This is a genomic window from Hymenobacter coalescens, from assembly GCF_054783195.1.
In genome coordinates, this window is record NZ_BAAGRA010000017.1 from 240,867 (window position 1) to 266,207 (window position 25,341).

A 25,341-nucleotide genomic window follows, 5' to 3' on the forward strand; every position below is an offset into this window, starting at 1 on the left:
ACACCATGGGCACGCCCTGAAGCTGACCTTAGCCAGTTAAGCTTGCCGCCGTCGCCTGCCCATTGGCTGGGTACTGATCCGTACGGACGCGACGTACTAGCCGACCTGCTGGCAGGTACCCGCAGCCTGCTCAGTATCAGCTTGCCAGCGGCAGGGCTAGCTTCTGTGGTCGGTGGGTGTCTGGGCGCAGCTGCGGGCTACTGGGGCAATGATAGGTTGCGGGTGCGGCGTGGGGCCGTATTGATAACATTGGTTGGGTTGCTTGCGAGTATGCTCACGGCTTCCCGCCTGCTGCCGTACTGGCTGCTAGGCATTGGGACCTGTTGGCTGATGAATTGTTGGTTGCCCACTCCTTCTGCCAAGATAGCCCTGCCTTTGGACCATTTGGTTCAAGGTAGCGCCGCCGTTCTGGGCGTTGTACCTCGGCTGGTACTGGTATTGGCCTTAGCAGCGGTTCATCCCCCTTCCAGCACTTGGTTACGGCTTGTATTGGTGCTCACCTGCTGGTCCACCACGGCCCGCCTTACTCGCGCGCTGGTACTACGCTTGAGCATACTTCCTTATGTGGAGGCTGGATACGCCGCCGGATTTTCCCATCGCAGGTTGTTGCTCCGCCACATTCTACCCAATGCGTGGAACAGTTTGCGCGCTACGTTACCTCTCAACCTGAGCCTGTGCTTAAGCCTACAAACGACCTTGTCGTTTCTTGGTATCGGACTAACACCTGACCAAGCCGAGTGGGGAAGAACCCTAGCCAATGCCCGCTTAGAGCCAACGGCCTGGTGGCTGGTTGTGGGCAGCCTATGTTTTCTAACGCTTACTACGTCCTCTATCCACGTAATACTGCCATCCAAAGGCCCGCTAAGTAAAACTGGAGGTTGAGCCACTTTCTTGCGTTACATGTCACAAAACGCAGCAAATAAATCAACTCACAACTTCACATAAGAGAAATACCAAGCATATAAGTCCCTGAAAGTAAAATACATGATTTACAGATCCATGGTCAATAAATGAAATTTAGACCTTCGAATTAGTGTCACGCCCTTAGACCCATCTTCCTTTCACTCGGCCCTGCGGCACGCTTCTTTTGTAACACAAAGGCTAGGGAATGCCCGCCCATTAGCTTTTCCGAAAGGAGAAAGGGCATCTTCAGCTGAGGTTAGTTGCATGCATTTCACCAGTACAATGCAATCCACCATTTTCAATGCCCTTCAGAACCTGGAGGTTGGCTCTGACGCGGTAAGCACAACCGACGGCGTATTGGTCCCGGATGTGTCGAAGGTAGAAGAAGCTTTGCGCCGCGGAGTCGCCGTGCGCATCGGAGATATAATAGTTGGCCTGTTCCCCACCTTGGAAGGGTCAGCTTAAGATACTATCTATCCGGAGATTAGCTACGGAAACGTGGTTCATCTCTAATAGGTTGTTGCAATAGGTGTGTCGAAAAACCGCAGGTACTGCCTGCGGTTTTTTTGCGTGCATACACTGTCACAATGTTCTAAGAAAAAGCCGCTGCCCCATTGGGACAGCGGCTTTCTAACCAATACTCACCGGAATTACTTCTCATCGAAGGAAACCGTGGTGCCACTGGGGACACTGGCTTCCGGGGAGTGAGGAGCACCGGACGGCGTGTCGATACCGGGTAGCGGCGGCTCCGGCACGTCGTTGTGCGTGGGCGACACCCCGCTGGGATGTCCATCACGCCATTCCGAAGCCGTTTGGCTGCGGTCAGTGCCTTCCATGTGTGCCTGATAAGCAGTAGGCACGGCGAAAGGACGCTTGCCAACGAGACGCTCCAGATCATCCTGCAGCAAGACCTCCTTGCGCAGCAACTCCTGGGCTACGGCTTCCAGTTCGGTACGCCGATCAATGAGCAACTGCTTGGTCCGCTCGTACTGGCCCTGAATCATCTTGCGAGCTTCCTCGTCGATGGTCTGGGCAGTGGCTTCTGAATAGGGTTTCGAAAAGCCATACTCGTTGCGCCCCTGCGAGTCATAAAACGATACGTTGCCGATTTTCTCGTTCATGCCGTAGACCGACACCATACCATAGGCACGCTTGGTGATGCTCTCCAGGTCGCTGAGGGCACCGGTCGAAATCTTCCCGAATACAAGGTCTTCGGCAGCACGACCGCCGAGCGTCACGCACATCTGATCGAGCAGCTGCTCGGTGGTGTACAGGAACTGCTCGCGGGGCAGGTACTGCGCGTAACCCAGGGCCGCGTAGCCACGGGGTACGATGCTCACCTTTACCAGCGGCTCGGCGTGCTCCAAGAACCAGCCAGCCACAGCGTGGCCCGCTTCGTGGTAGGCCACGATTTTCTTTTCCTCGGGGCTGATGATCTTATTTTTCTTCTCCAGACCACCGATAACGCGGTCGATGGCGTCGTGGAAGTCCTGCATGGTCACCATCTTCTTGTCGCGGCGGGCGGCAATAAGAGCGGCTTCGTTGCAGACGTTGGCAATTTCAGCCCCGGCGAAGCCCGGCGTCTGAGCCGACAAGCGCTTAGCGTCCACATCCGGAGCCAGGGTCAGCGGCTTCAGGTGCACTTGGAAAATGGCGGTGCGGCCGTTCAAGTCCGGCGGGTCAACCGAAATCTGGCGGTCGAAGCGGCCGGGACGCAGCAGAGCCGAGTCGAGGGTGTCGGGGCGGTTCGTAGCGGCCAGGATGATAACACCGGAATCGGTGCCGAAGCCGTCCATTTCCACCAGCAGCGAGTTCAGGGTGTTTTCCCGTTCATCGTTGCCGCCGGGCACGTTGCCGCGCGAACGGCTGCGGCCGATGGCGTCGATTTCGTCAATGAAGATGATGCACGGCGCCTTGGCCTTGGCCTGCTTGAACAGGTCACGCACGCGGGCGGCACCCACCCCGACGAACATCTCCACGAAGTCGGAGCCCGACAGCGAGAAGAACGGCACGTCGGCTTCGCCGGCTACGGCTTTCGCCAGCAGGGTTTTGCCCGTACCGGGAGGGCCAACCAGCAGGGCGCCCTTCGGAATTTTGCCGCCTAGGATGGTGAATTTCGAGGGATTCTTGAGGAACTCCACGATTTCCTGCACTTCCTCTTTGGCTTCCTCGAGGCCAGCGACGTCCTTAAAGGTGATTTTCACCTTGTCGCCGCCCTCAAACAGCGCCGCGCGCGACTTGCCGATGTTGAAGATCTGGCCACCGGGCCCGCCGGCACCGCTCATGCGGCGCATCAGGAACCAGAAGCCCACCAGCAGCAGGAGCATGAAGCCCCAGCCCGTGAAGATTTCGCCGAAGCCGGTGCGGCTATCCACTTTCAGGCCTACTCGCTGGTCGGCCGGGATATTGGCCTGCAGCTTATCGTAGTCCTCTTTAAACGTTTTGCCATCGATGACGCGGAAGTTGAACTGCGCGCTCTGATCCGACATCAGCGGGCCGCGGTTGCGCAGCTGCTGGCTGTACTTATTGTTCTGCAGGGCCTCTTTCTTGAGCGCGACTTCCACCGACCGATCGTTCACGAGGGTTACCTCGCGCACGTCGCCGGCCTGGTACATCTGCTCAAATTCCTGCTGGCTGATTTCGACGGCCGAGTTACCCCGGTTCAGGTAGTAAAACCCGAACACGAGTATGGTCAGCCCGAGCAGCACCCACAGCTGTACGCCCGGCTTAGGGGCGCCCGGCGTAGGCAGCATGGGTTTTTTCTTTTTCGGAGAAGGAGTGTTATCTGGCATGAATAAGGATGGTCTTCAACGGAGGGAGACACGAAGCTGAACACGCCGCCGAAGCAGATTGTTCGGCACGCCCGACGGCAAGCTGCCGCCCGCGGGCCCGTTTGCCAGGGCTGACGTATCGGCCCCACATTTATTTTATGGACGCCGAAATTTGTCAGCCGTACTGGATGTGCCGGGTTATTTGACGGCCGTTTCCTCCTCGATAAAGGAAATTTCGGCGTCGCCCCAGAGCTCTTCCAATGCGTAGAACGAGCGACGGTCCCGCAGGAACACGTGCACCACTACGTCAACGTAGTCGAGCAGGACCCATTCGCGGTTCTGGCGGCCTTCGGTCTGCCACGGATTTTGTCCGGTGGTCTTTTCCACTTCCTCTTCGACCGAGCGCGCAATGGCGTCGAGCTGGGTATCGGAAGAAGCCGAGCAGATGACGAAGTAATCGGCAACGGCGTTTTTAAGGTGTTTGAGATTGAGTACGACGATGTCAGAAGCTTTTTTGTCCTGCATACCGCGTACGACGAGGTCTGCCAAGTTGTCCGAATCCTGCCGAACCGGGGTAATTTTCATGTGGGCGATGTAGGTTTGTCAACACAAAGTAGCGAAAAACAGGTGGAGCCAATCAGTCCCCAAACGCTGTTCACGGGCCAGCAGGTGCTATGGTTGCCGGAATGTGGCTCCACAAACACCGAGGCGCGCGAACTGCTAGTCCAAAACCGCGCCACCGATGGCTGTACCGTCATAACGGACAATCAAACGGCGGGGCGCGGACAGCGCGGCAACCAATGGGAAGCGGCGCCGGGCGAAAACCTAACCCTTTCGGTGGTCTGGCGGCCGACGTTTCTGCCAGCCGCCGCGCAGTTTCGCCTGAACCTGGCGGTAGCCTTGGGCGTGCACGATTGGGCCACGGGCTTGCTGGGCCCCGACCCAGCCCTGCGCCTGAAGTGGCCGAACGATTTGTTCTACCAGGATCAGAAGCTGGGCGGCATCCTGATTGAGAACACGCTGAGCGGCGCACAAATTCAATCCAGCGTGGTGGGCATCGGATTAAATATCAATCAAAGCCTATTTGGCGTGCCCACGGCCACTTCGCTTAGCCGGCTGACGGGCCGCGCGTACGCCCTGCCGCCGCTGGCGACTCGGCTGCTGGAAAGCTTGGAGCGCCGTTACCTGCAGCTGCGCGCCGGCCAGCATGCGGCCCTGCACGCGGCTTACCGGCAGGTGCTGTACCGCTACGACGAATGGCACCTGTTTGAGGTGCAGAACCAGCGCCTGCAGGGCCGCATCTTGGATGTGACCGACGCTGGCCAGCTAGTGGTGGAGCTGGGCAGCGGGCAGCAGCGTACGTTTGGGCTGCAGGAAATTCGCCACGTGATGCACGGTTGAGTCGGGAGCAGGACCATAAGCAACCAACATCCGCTTCTGGGCGAGTAGGCTGGTAAACCAACCTGCTCATCTATGCCCGCGCCCTAACGATTAAACCTCCAACGTAATCGGCTCTCCAATCGAATGCGGCCCGAGTGGCACAATCCCGGCATGACGCTTGTCTTAGGAGACGACGCACCTTGGGTGCGCGGTTTTCAAAAACCGGATGCCTTTGCTGTCCTACCCAACGCTTTTACAGCGCGACTCACTCTCAACGCCACTTTTCATGAAGCTTTTTACTCGTTTGTTTACTGCTGTCGGCTTGCTGTTGCTGCAGGCCCCGGTCTGGGCAGCGACGGTGGTCGTACAGATCGGCGGGACCAACTACTCCCCGCAAACCGTTAATATCCGCCCCGGCGACGTGGTACGCTTCCAGTGGGTAGACGGGGTGCACCCGACCATGTCGGACAGCAGCCCCGCGGCTTTTCCCACCTTTACCCTGAGCGCCAGCTCACCCACGCGCGACGTGACATTTGCCACCGCCGGCACCTACGACTACCATTGCACGGCCCACGGCGTGCCCGGCGGGGGCATGTGGGGCCGCATTGCGGTGTCGCCGGTGACGGCCACGCAGGAGCTCCGGGGAGAACTGGCGTCGCTGCTGAGCGTGTACCCTAACCCCGTGCGCGGCGGCCGGGCGACAGTGGCACTGGGCGACACCAAAGCCGGCCAAGCCTACCGCCTGCGCGTCACGAACATCATCGGGCGGGAGGTACAAACCCTCACGTTGCGTCCCGAAGCTTTCACCAGCGGACAAGCTCTTGACCTTTCCGGCTTGCCCTCCGGGTTGTACTTCTGTTCCCTCGTCAGCAATGACAAAATTCTGACCACGAAACGCGTAACCGTTCAGAACTAAAACCGGGCCTGGTAGTGTGCTCATGGGAGGGGCAGCTCGTCACGCTGCCCCCGCTAACCAGCAATTTTAGATACCACTTACGGATTTTAAGCAGGTGCCCTGCCACGCAACATCGGTAACGGTTGCGCAGCGGGGCACCACTGTTGTTCCCGTTACCTGTCTTGGCCTGGCGGCCAAGTGGGCGGCCGCGCACCGTGAAATACTTTGACGCTCAGCGTCACTTAGCTAATGCCCCGTCTGCAGGTCAAAAGCCCTTGCGGTTAGGGGTTGCAACCCGCGTGGCAACGGTGGCATTTGATTAGCCGTTAGGTTCTGAACCGTTGCACCTTAACCCACCTGTCATGAGCCAGTCAATTCAGGGGAAAGACTTTTACGCCAGTGTGCTCCAGTTCTACGATCAGGCCGCCCGTCACTCCAAGCTGGACCCGGGCATCCTGGCACAGATCAAGGCCTGCAACAGCATCTACAAAGTCAACTTTCCAGTGGAAGTAGATGGACACATTCAGGTTTTTGAAGGCATCCGGGTGCAGCACAGCCACCACAAGCTGCCCAGCAAGGGCGGCATTCGCTACAGCATTCACGTCGATGAGGATGAAGTAAAGGCTTTGGCGACGCTCATGACGTTTAAGTGCGCCTTGGTGGATGTGCCCTTCGGCGGGGCCAAGGGCGGCGTGAAAATCAACCCGCGCACCAGTTCGGTGCAGACGCTCGAGCGCGTGACGCGGCGCTACGCCAGCGAACTGATCAAGAAAAACCTCATCGGGCCGGGCATGGACGTGCCGGCCCCGGACTACGGCACGGGCAGCCGCGAAATGGCCTGGATTGCCGATACGTACCTAGCCTTCAAGTTCGGCGACACCAACGCCCTGGGCTGCGTGACGGGTAAGCCCGTGGGCCAGGGCGGCATCCGGGGCCGTACCGAGGCCACCGGCCTGGGCGTGTTCTTCGGACTGCGCGAGCTATTTGCCGACGCGGAGCTGCTCCAACCCTTGGGCCTGAGCGCCGGGCTGGCCGGCAAGCGCATCATCGTGCAGGGGCTGGGCAACGTAGGCTACCACGCCGCGCATTTCCTGCAACAGGCGGGCGCTCTGATTACCGGTATTGCCGAGCGCGAAGGCGGCATCTACCATGCCGATGGCCTCGATGTAGCGGCTGTGTTCAAGCACCGCACCAGCAGCGGTTCCATTCTGCACTACCCCGGCGCCGAAAGCCTGGATGATTCGGCTCAACTACTGGAGTACAAGTGCGACGTGCTGCTGCCGGCGGCACTGGAAAACCAGATTCACGAGGGCAACGCGGCGCGCATTAAGGCCAAAGTGGTGGCCGAAGGCGCCAACGGTCCCGTCACGCAGGCGGCCGAGCTGATCTTGCTGGAGCGCGGCGTGGTGGTGCTGCCCGATCTGTACCTGAACGCCGGCGGCGTAACGGTGTCGTACTTCGAATGGTTGAAAAACCTTTCCAACGTCCGCTTCGGGCGCATGGGCAAGCGGGCGGAAGAAGCCTCGCTGCAGCGCCTGGTCACCACCATCGAGCAAACCACCGGCAAGAGCATCAGCCCCCAGGAGCGGGAGCTGATTGTACGCGGCGCCGACGAAATAAGCCTGGTACGCTCCGGCCTGGAAGACACCATGATCGGGGCCTACCACGAGATTCGCGAGGTCATGCGGCAGGTGCCCGGCATCAAGGATTTCCGCACCGCCGCTTTCTACGCCGCCATCGAAAAGGTCGGCGTCAGCTATCAGTCGCTGGGCATATTTCCGTAAGCCGGGCGTCGGCAGCCCTGACAATGCGCCTAGCCCTCCAGGGCCGGACCCTGATATGGCGCTGCTGCATGCTAGGATAAAAATTCCGGTTGTAAGGAAGCAGTCTGACGAAAAGCGGCCCCTCTTCAGGCGGGCCCAACGGGTGAAAGCCGACCGCAACACTTGCCGTAAAGCACCGGCTCTTCCGTCGCTCTTGCGGCCCCAAACCGCCCAACCAGCGGCTGACTTTAGCGTGGCCGTTGGTGGGTGCAGATGCTTTTTCAACGGTGGCCCGCGCTGAAACCTCCCCCCTGGCGTTGCTATTCGGGACGTGCCGCATTTATGCCTACTTTTGGCCTTCCTGAAAATCCCCTTATGCAGCGTTACTCGCGTTTGAATAACCTGGTGGGCTGGCTGGTATTTGCCGTAGCCACCATTACCTACCTGCTCACCCTGGAGCCCACGGCCAGTTTCTGGGACTGCGGCGAGTTTATTGCCTGTTCCTACAAGCTGCTCGTGCCGCACCCGCCCGGAGCACCCACTTTCTTGCTGCTGGGCCGGCTGTTTTCGCTGTTCTCCTTCGGTGACGTAACCAAGGTTTCGGTGCTGGTCAATGCGCTGTCGGCGCTTAGCTCCTCGTTCACGGTGCTGTTCCTATTCTGGACCATCACCATGCTGGCCAAAAAGCTCGTGCTCGGCCGTCCTGGCATGCACGACGACCGGCCGCTGGAGCCCACCACGGGGCAGACCCTCCTCATCCTGGGCAGCGGCGTCGTGGGGGCGCTGACGCTGGCCTTTTCCGACTCCTTCTGGTTCAACGCCGTCGAGGCCGAGGTATACGCCATGTCGTCCTTGTGCACGGCCGCGGTGGTGTGGCTGATGCTGAAGTGGGAAAACCGCGCCGACGAGTACGACTCCGATAAGTGGCTGATTCTGATTGCCTACGTGATGGGCCTGAGCATCGGCGTGCACTTGCTGAACCTGCTGGCCATTCCGGCCCTGGGCCTGATTTACTACTTCCGCCGCACCAACGCCCCGACCTGGGCTGGTGGCTTCATCACGCTGGTGGTGAGCAGCATCATCGTCGGACTGATTCTGGTTGGCATCATTCCGGGACTGCCGTCCATTGCCGGCTCGCTGGAAGTGCTGTTCGTCAACTCCTTTGGGCTACCGTTCAGCTCGGGCCTGATCTTCTTCCTGATTATCTTCTTCGGCCTGCTCTGGTTTGGCTTCCGCTACTCCAAGCAGCGCCAGAGCCGCTTGCTCAACACGGCCCTGCTGAGCCTGGTGTTCATCCTGATCGGCTACTCCTCGTACCTGATCATTCCCATCCGCTCGTCGTTCCTGCCGACCATCAACGAGAATACGCCCAACGACGTGCTCTCATTCGTGAGCTACCTGAAGCGCGAGCAGTACGGCGACCGTCCCCTGCTCTACGGTCCGCAGTTCAGTGCCCAGCCCGAAACGCAGAAGGAAGGCGCCCCCCGCTACGTGCGCGGCAAGGACAAGTACGAAATTGCTGAGTACCGCCTCGAAACCATCTACCGCGACCAGGACAAGGTGCTGCTCCCGCGCCTGTACTCGCCCGACCCCGGCCACATTCAGCAGTACCAGAAGTGGGGCGTAAACGTGCGCCAGCAGCAAGACCCCGAAACCGGCCAGACGACCTACGCCCGCCCCACCATGGGCGAAAACCTGGGCTTCTTGTTCCGCTACCAGTTGGGCCACATGTACTGGCGCTACTTCCTCTGGAACTTCGTCGGCCGCGACTCCGACGTGCAGCAGGCCGGCGTGCTCTGGCCCACGGAAACGGGCAACGGCCTGCCCGAGCGCATTGCGGAAAGCAAAGCCCGCAACAACTTCTTCGCCATTCCGCTGCTGCTGGGCTTCATCGGCCTCTTCTTCCACGTGCGCCGCGACGGCACCAATGCCTTGATGGTGGGCTTCCTTTTCCTCTTCACCGGCATTGCCATTGTTATCTACCTGAACCAGCCGCCCATTGAGCCGCGCGAGCGGGACTACACCTTCGCTGGTGCCACCTACGCCTTTGCCATCTGGATCGGCCTGGGCGTGCTGGGCCTGGCCGAGCTGCTGCGCGCCGTGGTGAAAGCCGACGGTACCCGCGGCAGCATCGCCGTAGCGCTGAGCTTGCTGGCCCCCGGCCTGATGGCCGCCCAGGGCTGGGACGACCACGACCGTTCCGACCGCTACAACTCGGTGGACTCGGCCAAAAACCTGTTGAACTCGCTGCAGCCCAACGCCATTCTGTTCACCAACGGCGACAACGACACCTTCCCGCTCTGGTACGCCCAGGAAGTGGAAGGCGTGCGCACCGACGTGCGCGTGGCCGTGCTCAGCTACCTCAACACCGACTGGTACATCGACCAGATGAAGCGCCGCGCCTACAAATCGGAGCCGCTGCCCATCTCCATGGACCACGCCACCTACCAGCAGGGCACCAACGACTACCTGCCCTACGTGGAGAACCCCTCGGTGCGCGACCTGAACCTGCGCGAGTACATGCAGCTGGTGAAGCAAAACTCCCCGCTGCTGCAGGTGCAGACGCAGAGCGGCCGCCCGCTGCTCTCCTTCCCCACCCGCAAATTCTACCTGCCCATCGACACGGTAGCCTTCGCCAAGTCGGGCCTGATGACGGCTGACCGCCGCGGGCAGCTGGTGGGCCGCATGGAGTGGGACATGGGCCGCGGCGCCATCGAGAAGAAAAACCTGGTGATTCTGGACATGCTGGCCACCAACAACTGGCAGCGCCCGATTTACTTCTCCTCGACGGTGAACTCGCAGGACTTCATGAACCTGCAGCCATACTTCCAGCTGGAAGGCATGGCCTACCGCGTGCTCCCGCTGAAAGACCCGAACTACGACCCGCGCAGCGGGCAGGAAGGCTACGTGTCCAAGGATCTGATGTACGACATCATGATGAAGCGCTTCGCCTTCCGCAACCTCGACCGCGCCGACATCTTCTATGACGAGAACAACCTGCGCTTCCCGGCCAACTACCGCGACAAGTTCTACCGCCTGGCCCAGAGCTACGTGGACGCCGGCGACAAAGCCAAGGCCAAGGAAGTCATGGACTACTGCTTCAAGGTGATGCCCGACAAGTCGATTCCGTACGACTACTACGTGCCGCAGTTTGTGGTGCCGCTGGTGCAGGTGGGCGAAACGCAGAAGGCCAACGAAATCATGGACGTGATGACCAACCGCGCCCAGCAGGCCCTGGCCTACTACAACGCGGCACCCGACGGCGGCCTCTTCGACATGGAAGTGCAGCTGAACCTGCTCACTTTGCAGAGCGTGTACCGTGCCGCTGAGCAGGTTGGCGACCGGGCCCGGGCCTCCAAGGCCCTGAACCTGCTGCAGCAGTACTACCCGCAGGGCGGCTAATCGATCCGCCCGCATGCCACCAAAACAAACCGGCCCTGCATTGCTGCGGGGCCGGTTTGTTTTGGTGGCCCTACGATGCGTCGCGCCGTGTAGCTATTTTGCCGGCCCCGACGTTATGCCTGTGATGAGTCGTTTGCTGCCCTTTCTGTTTGCCCTGCTGACGCTGCCCGCCTACGCCCAGCGCCTGCCCAGTCCGTGGCGCCTCGATTTTGCCGGGCAGTACCAGGCCGGGTGCCCACTGATCGACGCCCGGCGCGAGGGGGACAGCCTGCGCCTGTACGTGCGCTTCCCGGCCGCGACGGTGCCGCGGGCCGACGAGGCGCTGCGCGTAGTGAGCTGGGGCAGCTACGAGTCGCGGCAGCCGGGCTGGCAGGACAACCTCGGGCCGTTCGGGCAAACCAGCCGCGGCAACGACGTGACGGTGAGCTTCTGCGTGCCCGTGGCCCCGCTGGCCGCCGCTACGGTACTGGCCGTGGGCACGCAGCAGGCCATTGCCAGCGCCCCCGAAGCCACGGCATGGCTGCCGCTGACCGCAGCCCTGCGCGCCCGCCCGTTCATCCTCACCGACTCGGCCGGGCGGCCCCTGTTCCGGCGCTACCTGCGGGTGGGCGAAACCGCCCGCGTGGAGGCCATTAGCCCGGCCGCCACCCTCACGCTGCGCCGCTACCCGGCCGACTTCACGCCCGCCCTACCGCCGCATTCCGACCCTGGCCTGCGCCCCGCTCCGCGCACACTCAAGGCCGAAACCGTACGCGAGCTGCGGGCCGACGAGCTCATCCGCTTCACCGAGGCCGGCCTGTACACCCTGCAGCTCGGCGACGCGCCGCCGCTGGGGCTGCTGGTGGAAGCCGGTAACTTCCCGGAAGTCACCACCGCGCCGGAGCTGATCGAGCCGCTGCGCTACCTGACCACCTCCGTGGAGCGCGAGCAGCTGGAGCGGGCTCCGGTGCCCAAGCGCGCCGTGGACGAGTTCTGGCTGCGCGTGGCCGGCAGCGAGCAGAGCGTGGCCCGCCTGCTCATCCGCAACTTCTACGGCCGCGTGGTGGAGGCCAACCGCTTCTTCACCGCTCACAAGCCCGGCTGGATGACCGACCGCGGCCTGCTGTACGTGGTGATGGGCCCGCCCGACCGCGTGGAGCGCTCCGCCAGCACCGAGCGGTGGGAGTACAGCGGGCCCGAACGCAGCGGCACTTACATGTTCCGCGCCAAACCCAGTACCTTTGCTCCTGATTACTACGAACTGGCGCGCCGGCCCGAGTACGAATGGCTCTGGATGCGCGCTGTGCAGCAATGGAGAACAGGCAAGACCGCCCCCGCCCCGCGGGCCGGCCGCTGAACGAGCGCCGCCCCGACTTTAAGAAATACCCCTCGCGCCCGGCCCCGGACCGCAGCATCGAAATGATTTTCGGGTTGCGCCCCATCATGGAGGCTTTGCAGGCGGGCAAGACGCTGGAGAAGATTTACCTGCTCAAAGGCGCTAAGAACACCATCGTCAGCGACATCAGTACGCTGGCCCGGGCGGCCGGCACGCCCATTTCGCTGGTGCCCAACGAGAAGCTGGACAACCTCACCCGCAAAAACCATCAGGGCGCGGTAGCCTTCCTCTCCCCCATCGACTACGCGCCGCTGGACAACATCCTGCCGACGCTGTTTGAGCAGGGCAAGACCCCGCTGATTCTGGTGCTGGACCGCATTACCGACGTGCGCAATTTCGGCGCCATTGCCCGCTCGGCCGAGTGCCTCGGCGTCGACGCCATCGTGGTGCCGACCCACGGCGCGGCCCAGATGAACGGCGACGCGCTCAAGACCTCGGCCGGCGCGCTGACCCGCGTGCCCGTGTGCCGCGAGTCGAACCTGCACGCCACCCTGCGCCGCCTTAAGGACTCGGGCCTGCAAGTGGTGGCCTGCACCGAGAAAGGCAATGAAACGCTGGAAAAGGCTCCCATTGACTTTACCGGTCCGCTGGTGGTGGTGATGGGCAGCGAGGAAGATGGTATCAGCCCCGAGCTGCTGGACCTCTCCGACGCCCGCCTGCGCATTCCGATGATTGGGCAGATCGGCTCGCTGAACGTGTCGGTAGCCAGCGGCATCTTGCTCTACGAGGTGCTGCGCCAGCGCCTGACGGCCGACGCTCAGAACTAGGCACATGCGTTTGCGGCCCGGCCTGCTGCTGTTGATTGTGGTAGCCTTGGGGGCGCACGGCTTCGGCTACGTCAACCTGCACGTGAGCTACAAGTACGAGGTCGATGGCCTGCAACCGGCCCCCAACGAGTCGGCGGAAATTCGCCAGCGGCGCGCCGAGCTGGACCCGCACCTGCACGCCCTGAAGGTGCGGGTAGCCTTGCTGCTGAGCGTTGGCCTGCTGCTCGGCACGACGTATCGGGTTCGACTCACCCCAGCTGCCGCCTAACTTTCCAACAAACTAAAAAGGCCCTCTCAGCATGCTGAGAGGGCCTTTTTCATGGACTGGATAAAGCGGCTTAGTTGTAGCCCGCGCCTTTTTTCGACTTCACGTCGGCCACGAATTCCTTCACGCGCTGCTCTTCGGTACGCTTGCAGATCAGCAGCACGTTGTCGTACTCGGCCACGATGTAGCCTTCGAGGCCCTGCACGACCACGAGACGCTCCGATGGCGTCTTAATCACGCACTCTTTCGTGTCGTAGAGCATGGCGTCGCCGTCGATGACGTTGTTCTGCTCGTCGCGGCGGCCCATGCGGTGCAGCGAATCCCAAGTGCCCAGGTCGCTCCAGCCGAAGTCGGCGGGCAGCACGTACACGTTGTCGGCCTTCTCCATGATGCCGTAGTCGATGCTGATGTTGCGGCTGCGCGAGTAGGCTTCGTCGATAAAAGCCGACTCCTGGGCAGTGCCCAGGCGCTCGGCGCCTTCGTCAAACACCTCGGCAATGTCGCTTAGGTACTGGTGGAACGCCCGCACGATGACGTCGGCGCGCCACACGAAGAGGCCGGAGTTCCAGAGGAAGTCGCCGCTGTCCACGAACATCTGCGCCAGCTCCAGGTTGGGCTTCTCGGTGAAGGTCTTCACTTTGCGCAGGTTGGTATCGGCCAGCTTCTGCTCGTCCATGAACTGGATGTAGCCGTAGCCGGTATCGGGGCGCGAAGGCTGAATGCCGAGCGTGATGAGCACATCGTGCTGCTGGGCGGCCTGCACGGCCTGGCGAATCGTATCCTGGAACACGTCCTCCAGCAGCACCGCGTGGTCGGCGGGCGTCACGATGATGGTGGCCTGCGGGTCGCGCTGGGCGATGCGGTAGCTGGCGTAGGCGATGCAGGGCGCGGTATTGCGGCCGATGGGCTCCCCCAGAATCTGGTCGGGCTGCAGTTCGGGCAGGTGCTGCTGCACCAGCTCGGTGTAGTCGCGGTTGGTCACCACGAAGACGTTTTCGGGCGGGCAGATGCCGGCAAAGCGGTCGACGGTGAGCCGCAACATGGATTTGCCGACGCCCAGCACGTCGTGAAACTGCTTGGGGTTGTTGGTCCGGCTAAAGGGCCAGAAGCGGCTGCCAATGCCACCGGCCATGACCACGAGGTACGTGTTCTGATTCATTCAGAGGAAGAAATGGAAGAGCCTGGCGGCAGGCCAAGGGGGAATAGCGCCGCCGCCGTTGGGCCCGGCAAAGGTAACAAATCCCTCAGACCAGCCCTTCGCGCAGCAAATCGTGCAGGTGGATAAAGCCCTGAAAGTGCCCGGCTTCGGTCACCACCAGCTGGGTAATGTTGCGGGCCTGCATGCGGGCCAGGGCCTCCGCGGCGAATTCCTCCACCTCGATGGTCACCGGGCTCGGCGTCATGATGGCGCGGGCCCGCACCTCGTACAGCCGCTCTGGGGCGAAATTGGTGAGCATGCGGCGCAGGTCGCCGTCGGTAATGATGCCCAGCAGCTGGCCCGCCGCGTCGAGCACGGCCGTGGCGCCGAGGCGCTTGCCGGAAATTTCTAGAATGATTTCGCGCAGCCCGGCGTTATCCAGCACGTGCGGCATCTGGTTTTGCCGGCTCAGGTCGCCCACTTTCAGGTAGAGCTTTTTGCCCAGCGTGCCGCCCGGGTGCAGGGTGGCAAAGTCGCGGGACGTGAAGCCACGCGACTCCAGCAGGGCCACGGCCAGCGCGTCGCCGAGGGCCAGGGCGGCGGTGGTGCTGGTGGTGGGCGCCAGGTTGTGGGGGCAGGCTTCGCGGTCGACGGGCGCGTGCAGCACAAAGTCGGCTTGCTTGGCCAGGTAGGAGTCGCGGTTGGAAACGAGCGCGGCCATGGGTACCTGTTTGCGGCGCAGCAAGGGCACGAGCACCTTGATTTCGGGCGTGTCGCCCGACTTGCTGATGCAGATGACAAAGTCGCCCTGCTGAATCATGCCCAGGTCGCCGTGGATGGCGTCGGCGGCGTGCATAAACAGGGCCGGGGTGCCGGTGGAATTGAAGGTGGCCACCATCTTGCCGGCGATATGCGCACTTTTACCGATGCCGGTAACGACCACGCGGCCATGCAGTCCCAAAATGGTCCGCACGCAATCTTGGAAATCTTCGGTTTGGCCTATAGCTTCGGCTACACCCCGAATGGCCTCAGCTTCTTGCAGAAGCACATTTTTTCCGATGGTATTGACGTCGGTCAGCGGTTTCAATCTAAATTTGTCTAGATTGAGCAGTAAACCCCGTACGTAGTTTTCGCTTGGTTTACCCTTTGCTCAGAAGAGGAAGTACGATGTCAGAAGCAGCAAATACAGCAGAACTTTCAGCGCCCGTGAAAAAGGCGACGAAGCCCGTAGCGGCTGACCTGAAGGCCAAGTTAAAGGAAGTTTTTGGCTACGGTCAGTTCCGCGGCACGCAGGAGGCCATCATCCAGAACGTGATGGATGGCCACAATACCTTCGTGATTATGCCCACGGGGGCGGGTAAGTCGCTGTGCTACCAGCTGCCGGCGCTGGTGCTGCCGGGCACGGCCATCGTCATCTCGCCGCTCATCGCCCTGATGAAAAATCAGGTGGATCAGCTCAACGCTTTCGGCGTGAACGCGCAGGTGATGAACTCCACGCTGACCAAGACCGAGGCCAACAAGGTGAAGCGCGACGTCATCAACGGCGACGTGAAGCTGCTGTACGTGGCGCCGGAGTCGCTGACCAAAGAGGAAACCCTGGACTTCTTGCAGAAGGCCACCATCTCGTTCGTGGCCATTGACGAGGCGCACTGCATCTCGGAGTGGGGCCACGACTTCCGGCCGGAGTACCGGCGCATCCGCGGCATCATCGACGACATCGGCGTGAACGTGCCGATCATCGCCTTGACGGCCACCGCGACGCCCAAGGTGCAGCTCGACATCCAGAAAAACCTGCAGATGGACGACGCGTCGGTGTTTAAGTCGTCGTTCAACCGCACCAACCTCTACTACGAAGTCCGGCCCAAGCACCAGACCAAGAAGGCGCTGATTCAGTTCGTGAAGCAGCAGAAGGGGCAGGCGGGCATCGTGTACTGCCTGTCGCGTAAGAAGGTAGAGGAAATTGCCGAGCTGCTGCGCGTCAACGACGTGCGGGCCCTGCCCTACCACGCGGGCCTCGACCCGCAGACGCGCATGCACAACCAAGACGCGTTTCTCAACGAGGACTGCGACGTCATCGTGGCCACCATCGCCTTCGGCATGGGCATCGACAAGCCGGACGTGCGTTTCGTGATTCACTACGACACGCCGAAAAGCATCGAGGGCTACTACCAGGAAACCGGCCGCGCCGGCCGCGACGGCCTCGACGGGCACTGCCTGATGTTCTACAGCTACGAGGACATCGTGAAGCTGGAGAAGTTCAACAAGGACAAGCCCGTCACGGAGCGCGACAACTCGAAGCTGCTGCTGCAGGAAATGGCCAACTACGCCGACTCGGCGGTGTGCCGGCGCAAGCAGCTGCTGCACTACTTCGGCGAAGTCTACGAAAAGGACTGCGGCTTCTGCGACAACTGCCGCCACCCGCGGGAGAAGTTCGAAGCCAAGCAGTACGTGCAGCTGGCCCTGCAGGCGGTGGTGCAGACGGAGCAGCGCTTCGGCATCGAGCACCTGACGGCCGTGCTCACGGGCATGACCAACCCGCACGTGGAAAGCTACGGCCACGACCAGCTACCGGTGTACGGGGCCGGCAAGGACCAGGACATTGCCTTCTGGCACTCGGTGATTCGCCAGTGCATGATTGCCGGCTTCCTGGGCAAGGACATCGAAAACTTCGGCGTCATCCGCATCTGCCCCAAAGGCGAGGACTTCCTGGCCGAGCCGTTCAGCATCAAGTTCTCGAAGGACCATAACTACGAGGAGGAAGTGCAACAGGAAGAGCAAAAAGAGGAAGTCCAGCAGGCCGCCGGTCACGACCAGGCGCTGTTCGACATGCTGAAGGCCCTGCGCAAGAAGCTGGCCCACCAGAAAAACCTGCCGCCTTACGTGCTGTTTCAGGACCCGTCGCTGAAGGAAATGGCCACCACCTTCCCCGTGAAGATGGAGGACCTGGCGCACGTGTCGGGCGTAGGCCAGGGCAAGGCGCAGAAGTTCGGCGGCCCGTTCCTGGAACTGATCAAGAAGTACGTCCAGGAAAACGACATCGAAACCGCCGCCGACGTGGTGGTGAAGTCGGCCGTTAACAAGTCGAAAATCAAGATTTACATCATTCAGCAGATCGACAAGAAGATGGATCTGGAGGAAATTGCTTCCTCCAAGGGCATCGACATGCGGGAGCTGATGGAAGAAATCGAACACATTTGCTACGCCGGTACCAAGCTCAACCTCGATTACTACATCGACTCGGTGCTCGACGTGGACCGGCAGGAGGAGATTTACGACTACTTCATGACGGCCCAGACCGACAACATCGCGGTGGCCTTGAAGGAGCTTGGCACCGACGACTACACGGAAGAAGACCTGCGCCTGATGCGCATCAAGTTCCTTAGCGAAGTCGCCAACTAAGCCCGCCAACCTTGGCTGATTGCCTCCCTCAAGCACCCGTAGCGCCTGCTGCGGGTGCTTTTTGTTGGGCCACGTCCTGCGCAGCGGGAATTCCGACTGTCATGGGGCTGTTGCTTTCCCGCAGCCCTATGACGGTCGGAATTCCGAACCCAAGCCGGGCTTTCGCACCCATTGCCGTCGTGGCGCCTGCAACCTTTTGACGCGGCTGGCACCTTTGCCTTTCCTCACTCATTTTACTCCCTCTATGCTGCGACAAGTAATTGCGGCTTCCGTACGCACCACGGCCGTTGCCCTGGCCCTGGTAAGCGTTGCGGATGCGCAGGCGGCTCCCAACCCGCTGTTCCTGGCTTTCAACCAGCCCATTGCCTTCCAGAAGGTCACCAAGGCTGACATCAAGCAGGCCACCGATCTGGTCATCAGCCAGACCAAAACCTCGCTGGCCACCATTTACCAGGTGCCGGCCGGCAAGCGCACCTTCGCCAACACCCTGTTGGCCGTCGACAACCTGGAGGACAACCTCGGCCGCGTATCCGGGCCCATCAGCATCCTATTCAACGCCAGCCCCGACTCGGCCGTGCGCAACGAGGCGCAGCGCAGCTTGGCCGTGCTCAGCAAGTACGGCAACGAGCTGGCCCTCGACGAGGAGCTGTACAAGGCCGTGAAGGCTTACTCGCAGACCAAGGACGCCCAGGCGCTGACCGGGGCGCGCAAGAAGTACCTCACCGAAACGGTAGAGGACTACGAGCGCAACGGCTTTGCCCTCACGCCCGAGAAGCGCAAGGAACTGCAGCAGATCAACAACCGCATCGGCGACCTGAGCCTGGCCTTCGGCGCCAACATTGCCAAGGACCGCGGCTACTTGCTGGTGAGCGAAGCCGATCTGAAGGGCCTGCCCGCGGACTATATCAAGAGCCGCCCGAAAGAAGGCGACCAGTACAAAATCGGCCTGGACGGCCCGGCGTACGGCACCTTTATGAAGTACGCGCAATCGGACGCGCTGCGCAAGCAACTGTACACCAAGTACAACAACCGCGCGGCCGATGCTAACCTGGACGTGCTCAAGCAGCTGCTGCAGGAGCGCCAGAAGAAGGCGCAGCTGCTCGGCTACAAAACCTACGCGGCCTACCAGACCAGCAGCCGCATGGCCAAAAACCCGGAAACGGTATGGGCCTTCGAGAACAAGCTGGTGGAGCGTGTGAAGCAGAAAAGTCAGCAAGACCTGGACGAGTTGCTCGCCGAAAAGCGCGCCTATCTAAAGGACCCGTCGGTCACGAGCATCGCGCCCTGGGAGTCGTCGTTCTACAACAACCTGCTGATGCAGAATAAGTACCAGCTCGACGCGGAGAAGACCAAGGAGTACTTCGAGCTGAACCACGTGGTCGACGGGCTGTTCCAAACCACCCAGGCGTTGTTTGCGCTGAAGTTTACGGAGGTGAAAAACCCCTCGGTATGGCACCAGGACGCGCGCATGTTTGAGGTGCAGCGCGACGGGAAGCTCATCGGCCGCTTTTACCTCGACCTCTACCCACGCGACAACAAGTACACCCACGCCGCCTGCTTCGGCGTGAGCAAGGGCAAGCTGACCAGCAAGGGCTACCAGCTGCCGACGGCCGTGCTGCTTTGCAACTTCAACGCGCCCACGCCCGGCAAGCCCGCGCTGATGTCGCATGGGCAGGTGGTGACCTTCTTCCACGAGTTTGGCCACGTGATGCACAACCTGCTGACCACGGCCGAGCTGAGCGGGCAGTCGGGCACCAGCGTGAAGCGTGATTTCGTGGAGGCGCCCTCCCAGATCCTGGAAAACTGGGCCTGGAACTACGACGCGCTGAAGACCTTCGCCAAGCACTACCAGACCGGCGAGGTGCTGCCCAAGGCGCTGTACGACAAGATGTGGGCCGCCCGCAACGTGGGCTCGGGCATTGCTGCCTCCCAGCAGATTCTGTACGGCACCCTGGACATGACCTTGCACGACAAGTTCGACCCGAATGGCACCGAGACGACCACCGACGTGCTCAAGCGCCTGCAAAACCAGATTACGCCCTTCGCCTACTTGGAAGGCACCAACATGCAGGCCGCCTTCGGCCACTTGACGGGCTACGGCGCGGGCTATTACGGCTACATGTGGTCCAAGGTCTACGCCGAGGACATGTTCTCGGTGTTCGAGAAAAACGGCATCATGGACCAGAAAACCGGCCTGCGCTACCGCGACCTGGTGCTGGCCAAGGGCGGCACCGACGACGAGTACAACCTGGTGAAAAGCTTCCTCGGCCGCGAGCCAAACCAGGAGGCTTTCTTCAAGTCGCTGGGTCTGTAATACCGCCCGCTAACCAGAACGAAAAAGCCCGCAGCTGCCGCTGTGGGCTTTTTTTACGGCTGCCGTGCCCACTCACCAGGGCCAGATAGTATCTTCCGCTATGCGTGAAATCGTCCTGTACATCGCAGCCTCCCTCGACGGCTACATTGCCGAGGAAGACGGGGGCGTAAGATTTCTAAAGCCCTTCGAAGCGTCCGGGCAGGACTACGGCTACCGGGAATTTGTCGGCTCGCTGCAGGCGGTGGTCACCGGGTCGAAAACCTACGAGCAGGTACTGGGCTTCGGCCTGCCCGAGTGGCCGTACGCCGGCCTCGATACCTACGTGTGCACCCGGCGCGAGCTGCCGACCACGGTGGATCCGCGGATCCGGCTGTGGCCCGGTTCGGTGACGGAGTTGGTGCAGCAGCTGCCCGAGGGCCGCACGTGGCTGATGGGCGGCGGGCAGCTCATCGATTCTTTCAACGCCGCCGGGCTGATCGACCGGCTCATGCTCGCCGTGATGCCCGTGTTTCTGGGCCACGGCATTAAGCTGCTGACGCCGCCGCCGCCGCAAAAATTAATGCTCGAAAAGGTCACGCGCTACCCCGACGGCGTACTCATGCTGGACTACGCGCTACGGTCCTGATGACTGCTCCCCTAACCCGCCGGCTGCCGGCACGCCTGAGTATCCAACCCCTTCGGCCATTCTGTTGGCAAGCACAACGTAAGCTCTACCAATCAGTTAGAACAATCTTGCCGTAACAGCAAAAAGGCCCGCTGCAAGAGCAGCGGGCCTTTTCGGTGCATGAAAAACTTTTACGTTAGCAGTATTCGGCAAACGCGCCCTGAAGGTTGTCCACAATGCGCATCAAATCGTTGCCTTCGATGTGGTACCGCTCGATCATGTGCACCAGCTCGCCGTCCTTGAACAGCGCAATGCTCGGCGACGAGGGCGGATAAGGCAGCATGAACTCGCGGGCTTTGGCTACGGCTTCGGTTTCCATGCCGGCGAAAACGGTTACCAGCTTGGCGGGCTTCTTGTCGGAGCTCGACAGGGCCATTTTCAGGGCCGGGCGGGCCTTGGCGGCGGCGCAGCCGCACACCGAGTTGACGGCTACGAGCACGGTGCCTTCCTGCGTGTTGAGGGCCGACTCGACTTCTTCGGGCGACATGAGCTGCTCGAAACCGGCTTCGGTGAGGTCTTGGCGGATGGGGGCCACCATGTATTCGGGGTACATTGCCATGATTGACAAGGGCTTGGGGTACGTAAATAACGTGAGCATCGGCGGGTCAGCCCGCAGCTTGCAAAATTACGCAAACTCCGCTTGGCGCCGGTTCGCTGTATAACCACCGGGCCCCGGGCAGAAGTTTAGGTTTGGCCAAATTAACTCTTCTCGCATGACGCCCGCTGAATTCACCGCTACCCTGAGCGCCGCTGCGCCGCCCGCGCAGCTTTCCCCCCTGCTGCGCGCCCTGTGGCTGGAGCACCGCGGCGACAGGGATGGCGCGCACGAACTGGCCCAGCAGGACGAAGCTTCCCCACTCGCCTGCTGGCTGCACGCCTACCTGCACCGCCGCGAAGGCGAACTAGGCAACGCGGGCTACTGGTACCGCCGCGCCGGCCGCAGCCGCTTCGCCGGCTCCGAGGCGGAGGAATGGCAGGCCTTGGTGCAAACCGTCCTGCACAAAGAAGACGCTCGAAAGTAGCCGCTACGGAAAAATGCAATATATTTCGACAAAACCCAGCGCATACCCCAACCTGCGAGTCGTCGATGAAACAATACGTATTCTTATTTGGAGGGATTCTGACGGGATTTGCGGCCCAGGCGCAAACCGATACCGTGCGGGCCTCCACCCTGCCCCCGGCGCAGCTCGCCGAAAAATATTACAATAGCGGCGTCGCGAAGTTCAACGACAAGAGCTACAACGCAGCCATCCAGGACTTCGACAGGGCGCTGGCCGCCAAGCCCGATTTTGCCAAGGCTTACTACAACCGCGCCGCCACCCGCTACGAGCTGAAGCAGTACGCGCCGGCCGTGCAGGACTACAACGAAGCCATCCGCCTCGACCCGAACACCTTCACGGCCTGGTACGGCCGCGCCCAGGCCAAGCAGGCCCAGGGCCAGGCCGCCGAAGCCGAGCAGGACTACGGCAAGGTCACCGAAATCAAGCCGGACTACGCCGCCGCCTGGTACGACCGCGGCGCCCTGCGCTTCGAGAAAGGCGACTACCCGGCGGCCCTGCAGGACTTCACGCAGGCCACCAAGGTGGATCCGAAGTACGCGTACGCCTGGCACGACCGCGCCAGCACCGAGCGGCAGCTGGGGCAGGCGGAAGCCGCCGTGCGCGACTACACCGAGGCCCTGCGCCTCAACCCCGACCTGTACGTGGCCTTGCTGAACCGCGCCGCCGCCAAGCGCCGGCTGAAGGACTACAAAGGCGCCCAGGAAGACTATTCCGATTACCTGCGCCGCCGCACCGACGACCCGGTGGGCTACCTCGGCCGCGCCGGTGCCCGCTACGAAGCCGGCGACTACCAGGCCGCCGTGGACGACCTGACGCAGGCGCTCAAGCTCAAGCCCGACTACGCCCTGGCCCTGAACAACCGCGCGGCGGCGCATCAGCGGCTGAAGAACTACAAAGCGGCCGAAGCCGACGCCTCGGCCGCCATTCAGCTCAATGCCGAGTACGCGGAGGCCTACCTGAACCGGGGCCACGCGCGCGAGATGCTGCGCAACGTGTCCGGAGCCTGCCAGGACTGGCGCCGCGCCGCCGCGCTGGGCATTCAGGCGGGTACGAGCTACGCCGCCAACTCGGGCTGTGAGTAGCAATAGGCTGGTGCTTTAACGAGTTCGTTCTCTGCGCCTCCGGCGCAACCCACGGTGTCTTCGGCGGGCCAACAGCGCCTGCCCCCTCTCTCGACAAACATGCTTAGATATCTATACGCCTCTTCCTTCGCGCTGCTGCTGGCGCTGGGCGCTCAGGCGCAGAACATTGAATTCACCAAGGATGAGTTCAAGGGCGACAAGGAAAGCCTGAAGAATGCGCTGAAGGAGCTCAAGGAAGCCAACAGCTGGTACGAGTCGGATCCGGCGCGCTACGAGCAGGCGCTGCCGCACTTTCTGGCGGCCCAGCAGGTGAACCCCAACAACGCGGAGCTCAACTTCCGCATCGGGCACAGCTACCTGAACTCCACCTACAAATCAAAGGCACTGCCTTACCTGCAGAAGGCCTACCAGCTCGACCCGCAAGTGGACGCACGCATCCGCTACATGCTGGGCCGCGGGCTGCACCTGAACGCCCGCTGGCAGGAGGCCATTGCCGAATACAAAGCCGCGATGCCCGCGCCGGGCAGCAAAAACGCCACCGCTCAGCAAAACGACATTCGCAAGAAGATTCAGGAGTGCGAGTCGGGGCTGGCCCTGCAGAAAACGCCCACGCGCGCCTTTATCGACAACGTGGGCACGGCCATCAACACGCCCTACCCCGAGTACGGCCCGGTTATCACGGCCGATGAATCGGTGATGCTGTTCACCTCGCGGCGCGAGGGCGGCACCGGCGACGAGAAAGACACCAACCTGGGCGGCTACTTCGAAGACATCTGGCAATCGGTGAAGGGCGCGGACGGGCAATGGCAGGCAGCTCGGAACCTTGGGGCCATCGTCAACACCAAGGGCCACGACGCGGTGGTGGCTCTTTCCCCTGACGGGCAGAAGCTCATCACCTACGTGGAGGACGGGGCCGGCGACCTGCACGAGGCCGATCTGAAGGGTACGAACTGGAGCAAGCCCGGCTCGCTGGGCCGGCGCATCAACGGGGGCCAGTCGCACGAATCCTCCGCGGCCTACGCCCCCAACGGCCGCATGCTGTACTTCATCAGCAACGGCGCGCCGGAAACTTCGCGCGGCGGCCACGACATCTGGCGCCTCGACATCGAGGGAAAGGGCAAGGCCGAAAACTTGGGTTCCGTCATCAACACGCCCTACGACGAGGACGGCATCTTCGTGCACCCCGACGGCAAAACCATCTACTTCTCGTCCCAGGGCCACAACTCCATGGGCGGCTACGACATCTTTAAGTCGGAGTGGAAAAACGGGCAGTGGACCAAGCCCGAAAACCTGGGCTGGCCCATCAACACGCCCGACGACGACGTGTTCTTCGTGCTGTCGGCCTCGGGCCGGCACGGCTACTTCGCCTCCTCCCGCGACGATACGCAGGGTTCCCGCGACATCTACATGATTACCTTCCTGGGTCCCGAAAAGCCGCCGGTCATTTCCTCGGAGGAGCCGCTGCTGGCCTCGCGCGCCGCGCCGGTGCGCCAGACGCTACTGGCCCCCGCCGTGCCCATTGCCACGGCCCAAGTGACCATCCTGAAAGGCACCGTAACCGACGCCGACTCCAAAGAGCCCATCGAAGCCACCATCGACCTGGTCGACAACTCGCTCAACCAGGTTATTGCCTCGTTCCGCTCCAACGCCAGCTCGGGCCGCTACCTCGTGTCCTTGCCCTCGGGCGTGAACTACGGCATTGTGGTGCGCAAGGAAGGTTACCTGTTTCACTCCGAAAACTTCGACCTGCCGGCCGGCGCGGCTTATTCCGAAGTGGTAAAGGACATTCCGCTCAAGAAGCTGGACGTGGGCGCGAAGGTGGTGCTCAACAACATCTTTTTTGACTTCGACAAGGCTACGCTGCGCAAGGAAAGCACCGCCGAACTGGAGCGCCTCGTGCAGCTCATGAACGTGGAGTACCCGGCGCTGCGCATCGAAATTTCGGGCCACACCGACAACGTGGGCAAGGCCGAGTACAACAAGGACCTCTCGCAGCGCCGCGCCAAGGCCGTGGTGGATTACCTCACCGGCAAGGGCGTATCCGCCGGCCGCCTCTCCTCGGCTGGCTACGGCGACACCCAGCCCGTGGCCCCCAACACCACCAAAGAAGGCCGGCAGCTGAACCGCCGCACCGAGTTTAAGGTGCTCGGTAAGTAACGGCA

The 25,341-nt window shown here is 61.8% G+C and carries 20 protein-coding genes; 15 read left to right on the forward strand and 5 right to left on the reverse strand.

Annotation, left to right across the window (positions count from 1 at the left end; translation table 11 throughout):
* The first annotated feature begins 330 nt into the window (after nt 1–330).
* Nucleotides 331–882 carry an ABC transporter permease subunit gene (locus ACYVKQ_RS15605; protein ID WP_460676374.1) on the forward strand — a complete coding sequence of 184 codons (552 nt, stop codon included), beginning with the start codon at nt 331–333 and terminating at the stop codon, nt 880–882.
* 671 nt (nt 883–1,553) lie between these two features.
* On the opposite strand, the gene ftsH is transcribed toward ACYVKQ_RS15605, so the two are convergent.
* Together ftsH and rsfS are read right to left on the reverse strand one after the other, a co-directional pair.
* Complete coding sequence (ftsH, locus tag ACYVKQ_RS15610) at nt 1,554–3,656, reverse strand: ATP-dependent zinc metalloprotease FtsH (RefSeq protein WP_460676288.1); 2,103 nt, start codon at nt 3,654–3,656, stop codon at nt 1,554–1,556.
* 216 nt (nt 3,657–3,872) lie between these two features.
* Nucleotides 3,873–4,259: a ribosome silencing factor gene (rsfS, locus tag ACYVKQ_RS15615; protein ID WP_460676289.1), complete on the reverse strand. Its 387-nt coding sequence runs from the start codon at nt 4,257–4,259 to the stop codon at nt 3,873–3,875.
* Between the two features lie 42 nt (nt 4,260–4,301).
* Here rsfS and ACYVKQ_RS15620 point away from each other — a divergent pair, with 42 nt between their 5' ends.
* The 7 genes from ACYVKQ_RS15620 to ACYVKQ_RS15650 all read left to right on the forward strand — a co-directional run bounded on the left by ACYVKQ_RS15620 (nt 4,302) and on the right by ACYVKQ_RS15650 (nt 13,524).
* The gene (locus ACYVKQ_RS15620) at nt 4,302–5,075 is read left to right on the forward strand and encodes a biotin--[acetyl-CoA-carboxylase] ligase (RefSeq protein ID WP_460676290.1); all 774 of its coding nucleotides are present in this window, start codon (nt 4,302–4,304) and stop codon (nt 5,073–5,075) included.
* A 265-nt stretch (nt 5,076–5,340) separates the two neighbouring features.
* Nucleotides 5,341–5,970 carry a T9SS type A sorting domain-containing protein gene (locus ACYVKQ_RS15625; protein WP_460676291.1) on the forward strand — a complete coding sequence of 210 codons (630 nt, stop codon included), beginning with the start codon at nt 5,341–5,343 and terminating at the stop codon, nt 5,968–5,970.
* A 341-nt stretch (nt 5,971–6,311) separates the two neighbouring features.
* Nucleotides 6,312–7,733, forward strand: coding sequence for a Glu/Leu/Phe/Val family dehydrogenase (locus tag ACYVKQ_RS15630; RefSeq protein WP_460676292.1), 1,422 nt, complete (start codon nt 6,312–6,314; stop codon nt 7,731–7,733).
* A 354-nt stretch (nt 7,734–8,087) separates the two neighbouring features.
* The gene (locus ACYVKQ_RS15635; RefSeq protein WP_460676293.1) at nt 8,088–11,114 is read left to right on the forward strand and encodes a glycosyltransferase family 117 protein; all 3,027 of its coding nucleotides are present in this window, start codon (nt 8,088–8,090) and stop codon (nt 11,112–11,114) included.
* A 124-nt stretch (nt 11,115–11,238) separates the two neighbouring features.
* Nucleotides 11,239–12,450 (forward strand): GWxTD domain-containing protein, encoded by a 1,212-nt coding sequence (locus ACYVKQ_RS15640; RefSeq protein WP_460676294.1) that lies wholly within the window; start codon nt 11,239–11,241, stop codon nt 12,448–12,450.
* Nucleotides 12,405–13,256, forward strand: a complete 852-nt coding sequence (gene rlmB, locus ACYVKQ_RS15645) for a 23S rRNA (guanosine(2251)-2'-O)-methyltransferase RlmB (RefSeq protein ID WP_460676295.1) — start codon at nt 12,405–12,407, stop codon at nt 13,254–13,256. The genes ACYVKQ_RS15640 and rlmB overlap by 46 nt, the downstream gene beginning before the upstream one ends.
* Before the next feature lie 4 nt (nt 13,257–13,260).
* Nucleotides 13,261–13,524 carry a hypothetical protein gene (locus tag ACYVKQ_RS15650; protein WP_460676296.1) on the forward strand — a complete coding sequence of 88 codons (264 nt, stop codon included), beginning with the start codon at nt 13,261–13,263 and terminating at the stop codon, nt 13,522–13,524.
* 70 nt (nt 13,525–13,594) lie between these two features.
* Here ACYVKQ_RS15650 and ACYVKQ_RS15655 read toward each other — a convergent pair whose 3' ends face one another.
* The gene (locus ACYVKQ_RS15655; RefSeq protein ID WP_460676297.1) at nt 13,595–14,680 is read right to left on the reverse strand and encodes a mannose-1-phosphate guanylyltransferase; all 1,086 of its coding nucleotides are present in this window, start codon (nt 14,678–14,680) and stop codon (nt 13,595–13,597) included.
* Nucleotides 14,681–14,765: 85 nt separating this feature from the next.
* Nucleotides 14,766–15,557 carry a KpsF/GutQ family sugar-phosphate isomerase gene (locus tag ACYVKQ_RS15660; protein ID WP_460676298.1) on the reverse strand — a complete coding sequence of 264 codons (792 nt, stop codon included), beginning with the start codon at nt 15,555–15,557 and terminating at the stop codon, nt 14,766–14,768.
* Nucleotides 15,558–15,569: 12 nt separating this feature from the next.
* Here ACYVKQ_RS15660 and ACYVKQ_RS15665 point away from each other — a divergent pair, with 12 nt between their 5' ends.
* The 4 genes from ACYVKQ_RS15665 to ACYVKQ_RS15680 all read left to right on the forward strand — a co-directional run bounded on the left by ACYVKQ_RS15665 (nt 15,570) and on the right by ACYVKQ_RS15680 (nt 20,997).
* Nucleotides 15,570–15,761 carry a hypothetical protein gene (locus ACYVKQ_RS15665; RefSeq protein WP_460676299.1) on the forward strand — a complete coding sequence of 64 codons (192 nt, stop codon included), beginning with the start codon at nt 15,570–15,572 and terminating at the stop codon, nt 15,759–15,761.
* A 104-nt stretch (nt 15,762–15,865) separates the two neighbouring features.
* A complete protein-coding gene (gene recQ, locus ACYVKQ_RS15670; RefSeq protein WP_460676300.1) occupies nt 15,866–18,058 on the forward strand; it encodes a DNA helicase RecQ in 2,193 nt (730 codons plus the stop codon).
* Nucleotides 18,059–18,302: 244 nt separating this feature from the next.
* A complete protein-coding gene (locus tag ACYVKQ_RS15675; protein WP_460676301.1) occupies nt 18,303–20,372 on the forward strand; it encodes a M3 family metallopeptidase in 2,070 nt (689 codons plus the stop codon).
* Between the two features lie 100 nt (nt 20,373–20,472).
* Nucleotides 20,473–20,997, forward strand: a complete 525-nt coding sequence (locus tag ACYVKQ_RS15680; protein ID WP_460676302.1) for a dihydrofolate reductase family protein — start codon at nt 20,473–20,475, stop codon at nt 20,995–20,997.
* Between the two features lie 175 nt (nt 20,998–21,172).
* On the opposite strand, the gene ACYVKQ_RS15685 is transcribed toward ACYVKQ_RS15680, so the two are convergent.
* The gene (locus ACYVKQ_RS15685) at nt 21,173–21,589 is read right to left on the reverse strand and encodes a BrxA/BrxB family bacilliredoxin (protein ID WP_460676375.1); all 417 of its coding nucleotides are present in this window, start codon (nt 21,587–21,589) and stop codon (nt 21,173–21,175) included.
* A 160-nt stretch (nt 21,590–21,749) separates the two neighbouring features.
* On the opposite strand from ACYVKQ_RS15685, the gene ACYVKQ_RS15690 reads away from it, so the two are divergent.
* From ACYVKQ_RS15690 to ACYVKQ_RS15700, 3 genes are all read left to right on the forward strand, one after another.
* Nucleotides 21,750–22,058, forward strand: coding sequence for a hypothetical protein (locus ACYVKQ_RS15690; RefSeq protein WP_460676303.1), 309 nt, complete (start codon nt 21,750–21,752; stop codon nt 22,056–22,058).
* Nucleotides 22,059–22,123: 65 nt separating this feature from the next.
* Complete coding sequence (locus ACYVKQ_RS15695; protein WP_460676304.1) at nt 22,124–23,179, forward strand: tetratricopeptide repeat protein; 1,056 nt, start codon at nt 22,124–22,126, stop codon at nt 23,177–23,179.
* A gap of 99 nt (nt 23,180–23,278) precedes the next feature.
* The gene (locus tag ACYVKQ_RS15700; protein WP_460676305.1) at nt 23,279–25,336 is read left to right on the forward strand and encodes an OmpA family protein; all 2,058 of its coding nucleotides are present in this window, start codon (nt 23,279–23,281) and stop codon (nt 25,334–25,336) included.
* Nucleotides 25,337–25,341 lie beyond the last annotated feature (5 nt).

Excerpts from the sequence above, each read along its gene's own strand:
- ACYVKQ_RS15605 (WP_460676374.1), top strand. The coding sequence starts at position 331 with ATGAATTGTTGGTTGCCCACTCCTTCTGCCAAGATAGCCCTGCCTTTG.
- ftsH (WP_460676288.1), bottom strand. The coding sequence starts at position 3,656 with ATGCTGCCTACGCCGGGCGCCCCTAAGCCGGGCGTACAGCTGTGGGTG.
- rsfS (WP_460676289.1), bottom strand. The coding sequence starts at position 4,259 with ATGAAAATTACCCCGGTTCGGCAGGATTCGGACAACTTGGCAGACCTC.
- ACYVKQ_RS15625 (WP_460676291.1), top strand. The coding sequence starts at position 5,341 with ATGAAGCTTTTTACTCGTTTGTTTACTGCTGTCGGCTTGCTGTTGCTG.
- ACYVKQ_RS15630 (WP_460676292.1), top strand. The coding sequence starts at position 6,312 with ATGAGCCAGTCAATTCAGGGGAAAGACTTTTACGCCAGTGTGCTCCAG.
- ACYVKQ_RS15635 (WP_460676293.1), top strand. The coding sequence starts at position 8,088 with ATGCAGCGTTACTCGCGTTTGAATAACCTGGTGGGCTGGCTGGTATTT.
- ACYVKQ_RS15640 (WP_460676294.1), top strand. The coding sequence starts at position 11,239 with ATGAGTCGTTTGCTGCCCTTTCTGTTTGCCCTGCTGACGCTGCCCGCC.
- rlmB (WP_460676295.1), top strand. The coding sequence starts at position 12,405 with ATGGAGAACAGGCAAGACCGCCCCCGCCCCGCGGGCCGGCCGCTGAAC.
- ACYVKQ_RS15650 (WP_460676296.1), top strand. The coding sequence starts at position 13,261 with ATGCGTTTGCGGCCCGGCCTGCTGCTGTTGATTGTGGTAGCCTTGGGG.
- ACYVKQ_RS15655 (WP_460676297.1), bottom strand. The coding sequence starts at position 14,680 with ATGAATCAGAACACGTACCTCGTGGTCATGGCCGGTGGCATTGGCAGC.
- ACYVKQ_RS15660 (WP_460676298.1), bottom strand. The coding sequence starts at position 15,557 with ATGGTGGCCACCTTCAATTCCACCGGCACCCCGGCCCTGTTTATGCAC.
- ACYVKQ_RS15665 (WP_460676299.1), top strand. The coding sequence starts at position 15,570 with ATGCGCACTTTTACCGATGCCGGTAACGACCACGCGGCCATGCAGTCC.
- ACYVKQ_RS15675 (WP_460676301.1), top strand. The coding sequence starts at position 18,303 with ATGCTGCGACAAGTAATTGCGGCTTCCGTACGCACCACGGCCGTTGCC.
- ACYVKQ_RS15680 (WP_460676302.1), top strand. The coding sequence starts at position 20,473 with ATGCGTGAAATCGTCCTGTACATCGCAGCCTCCCTCGACGGCTACATT.
- ACYVKQ_RS15685 (WP_460676375.1), bottom strand. The coding sequence starts at position 21,589 with ATGTACCCCGAATACATGGTGGCCCCCATCCGCCAAGACCTCACCGAA.
- ACYVKQ_RS15690 (WP_460676303.1), top strand. The coding sequence starts at position 21,750 with ATGACGCCCGCTGAATTCACCGCTACCCTGAGCGCCGCTGCGCCGCCC.
- ACYVKQ_RS15695 (WP_460676304.1), top strand. The coding sequence starts at position 22,124 with ATGAAACAATACGTATTCTTATTTGGAGGGATTCTGACGGGATTTGCG.
- ACYVKQ_RS15700 (WP_460676305.1), top strand. The coding sequence starts at position 23,279 with ATGCTTAGATATCTATACGCCTCTTCCTTCGCGCTGCTGCTGGCGCTG.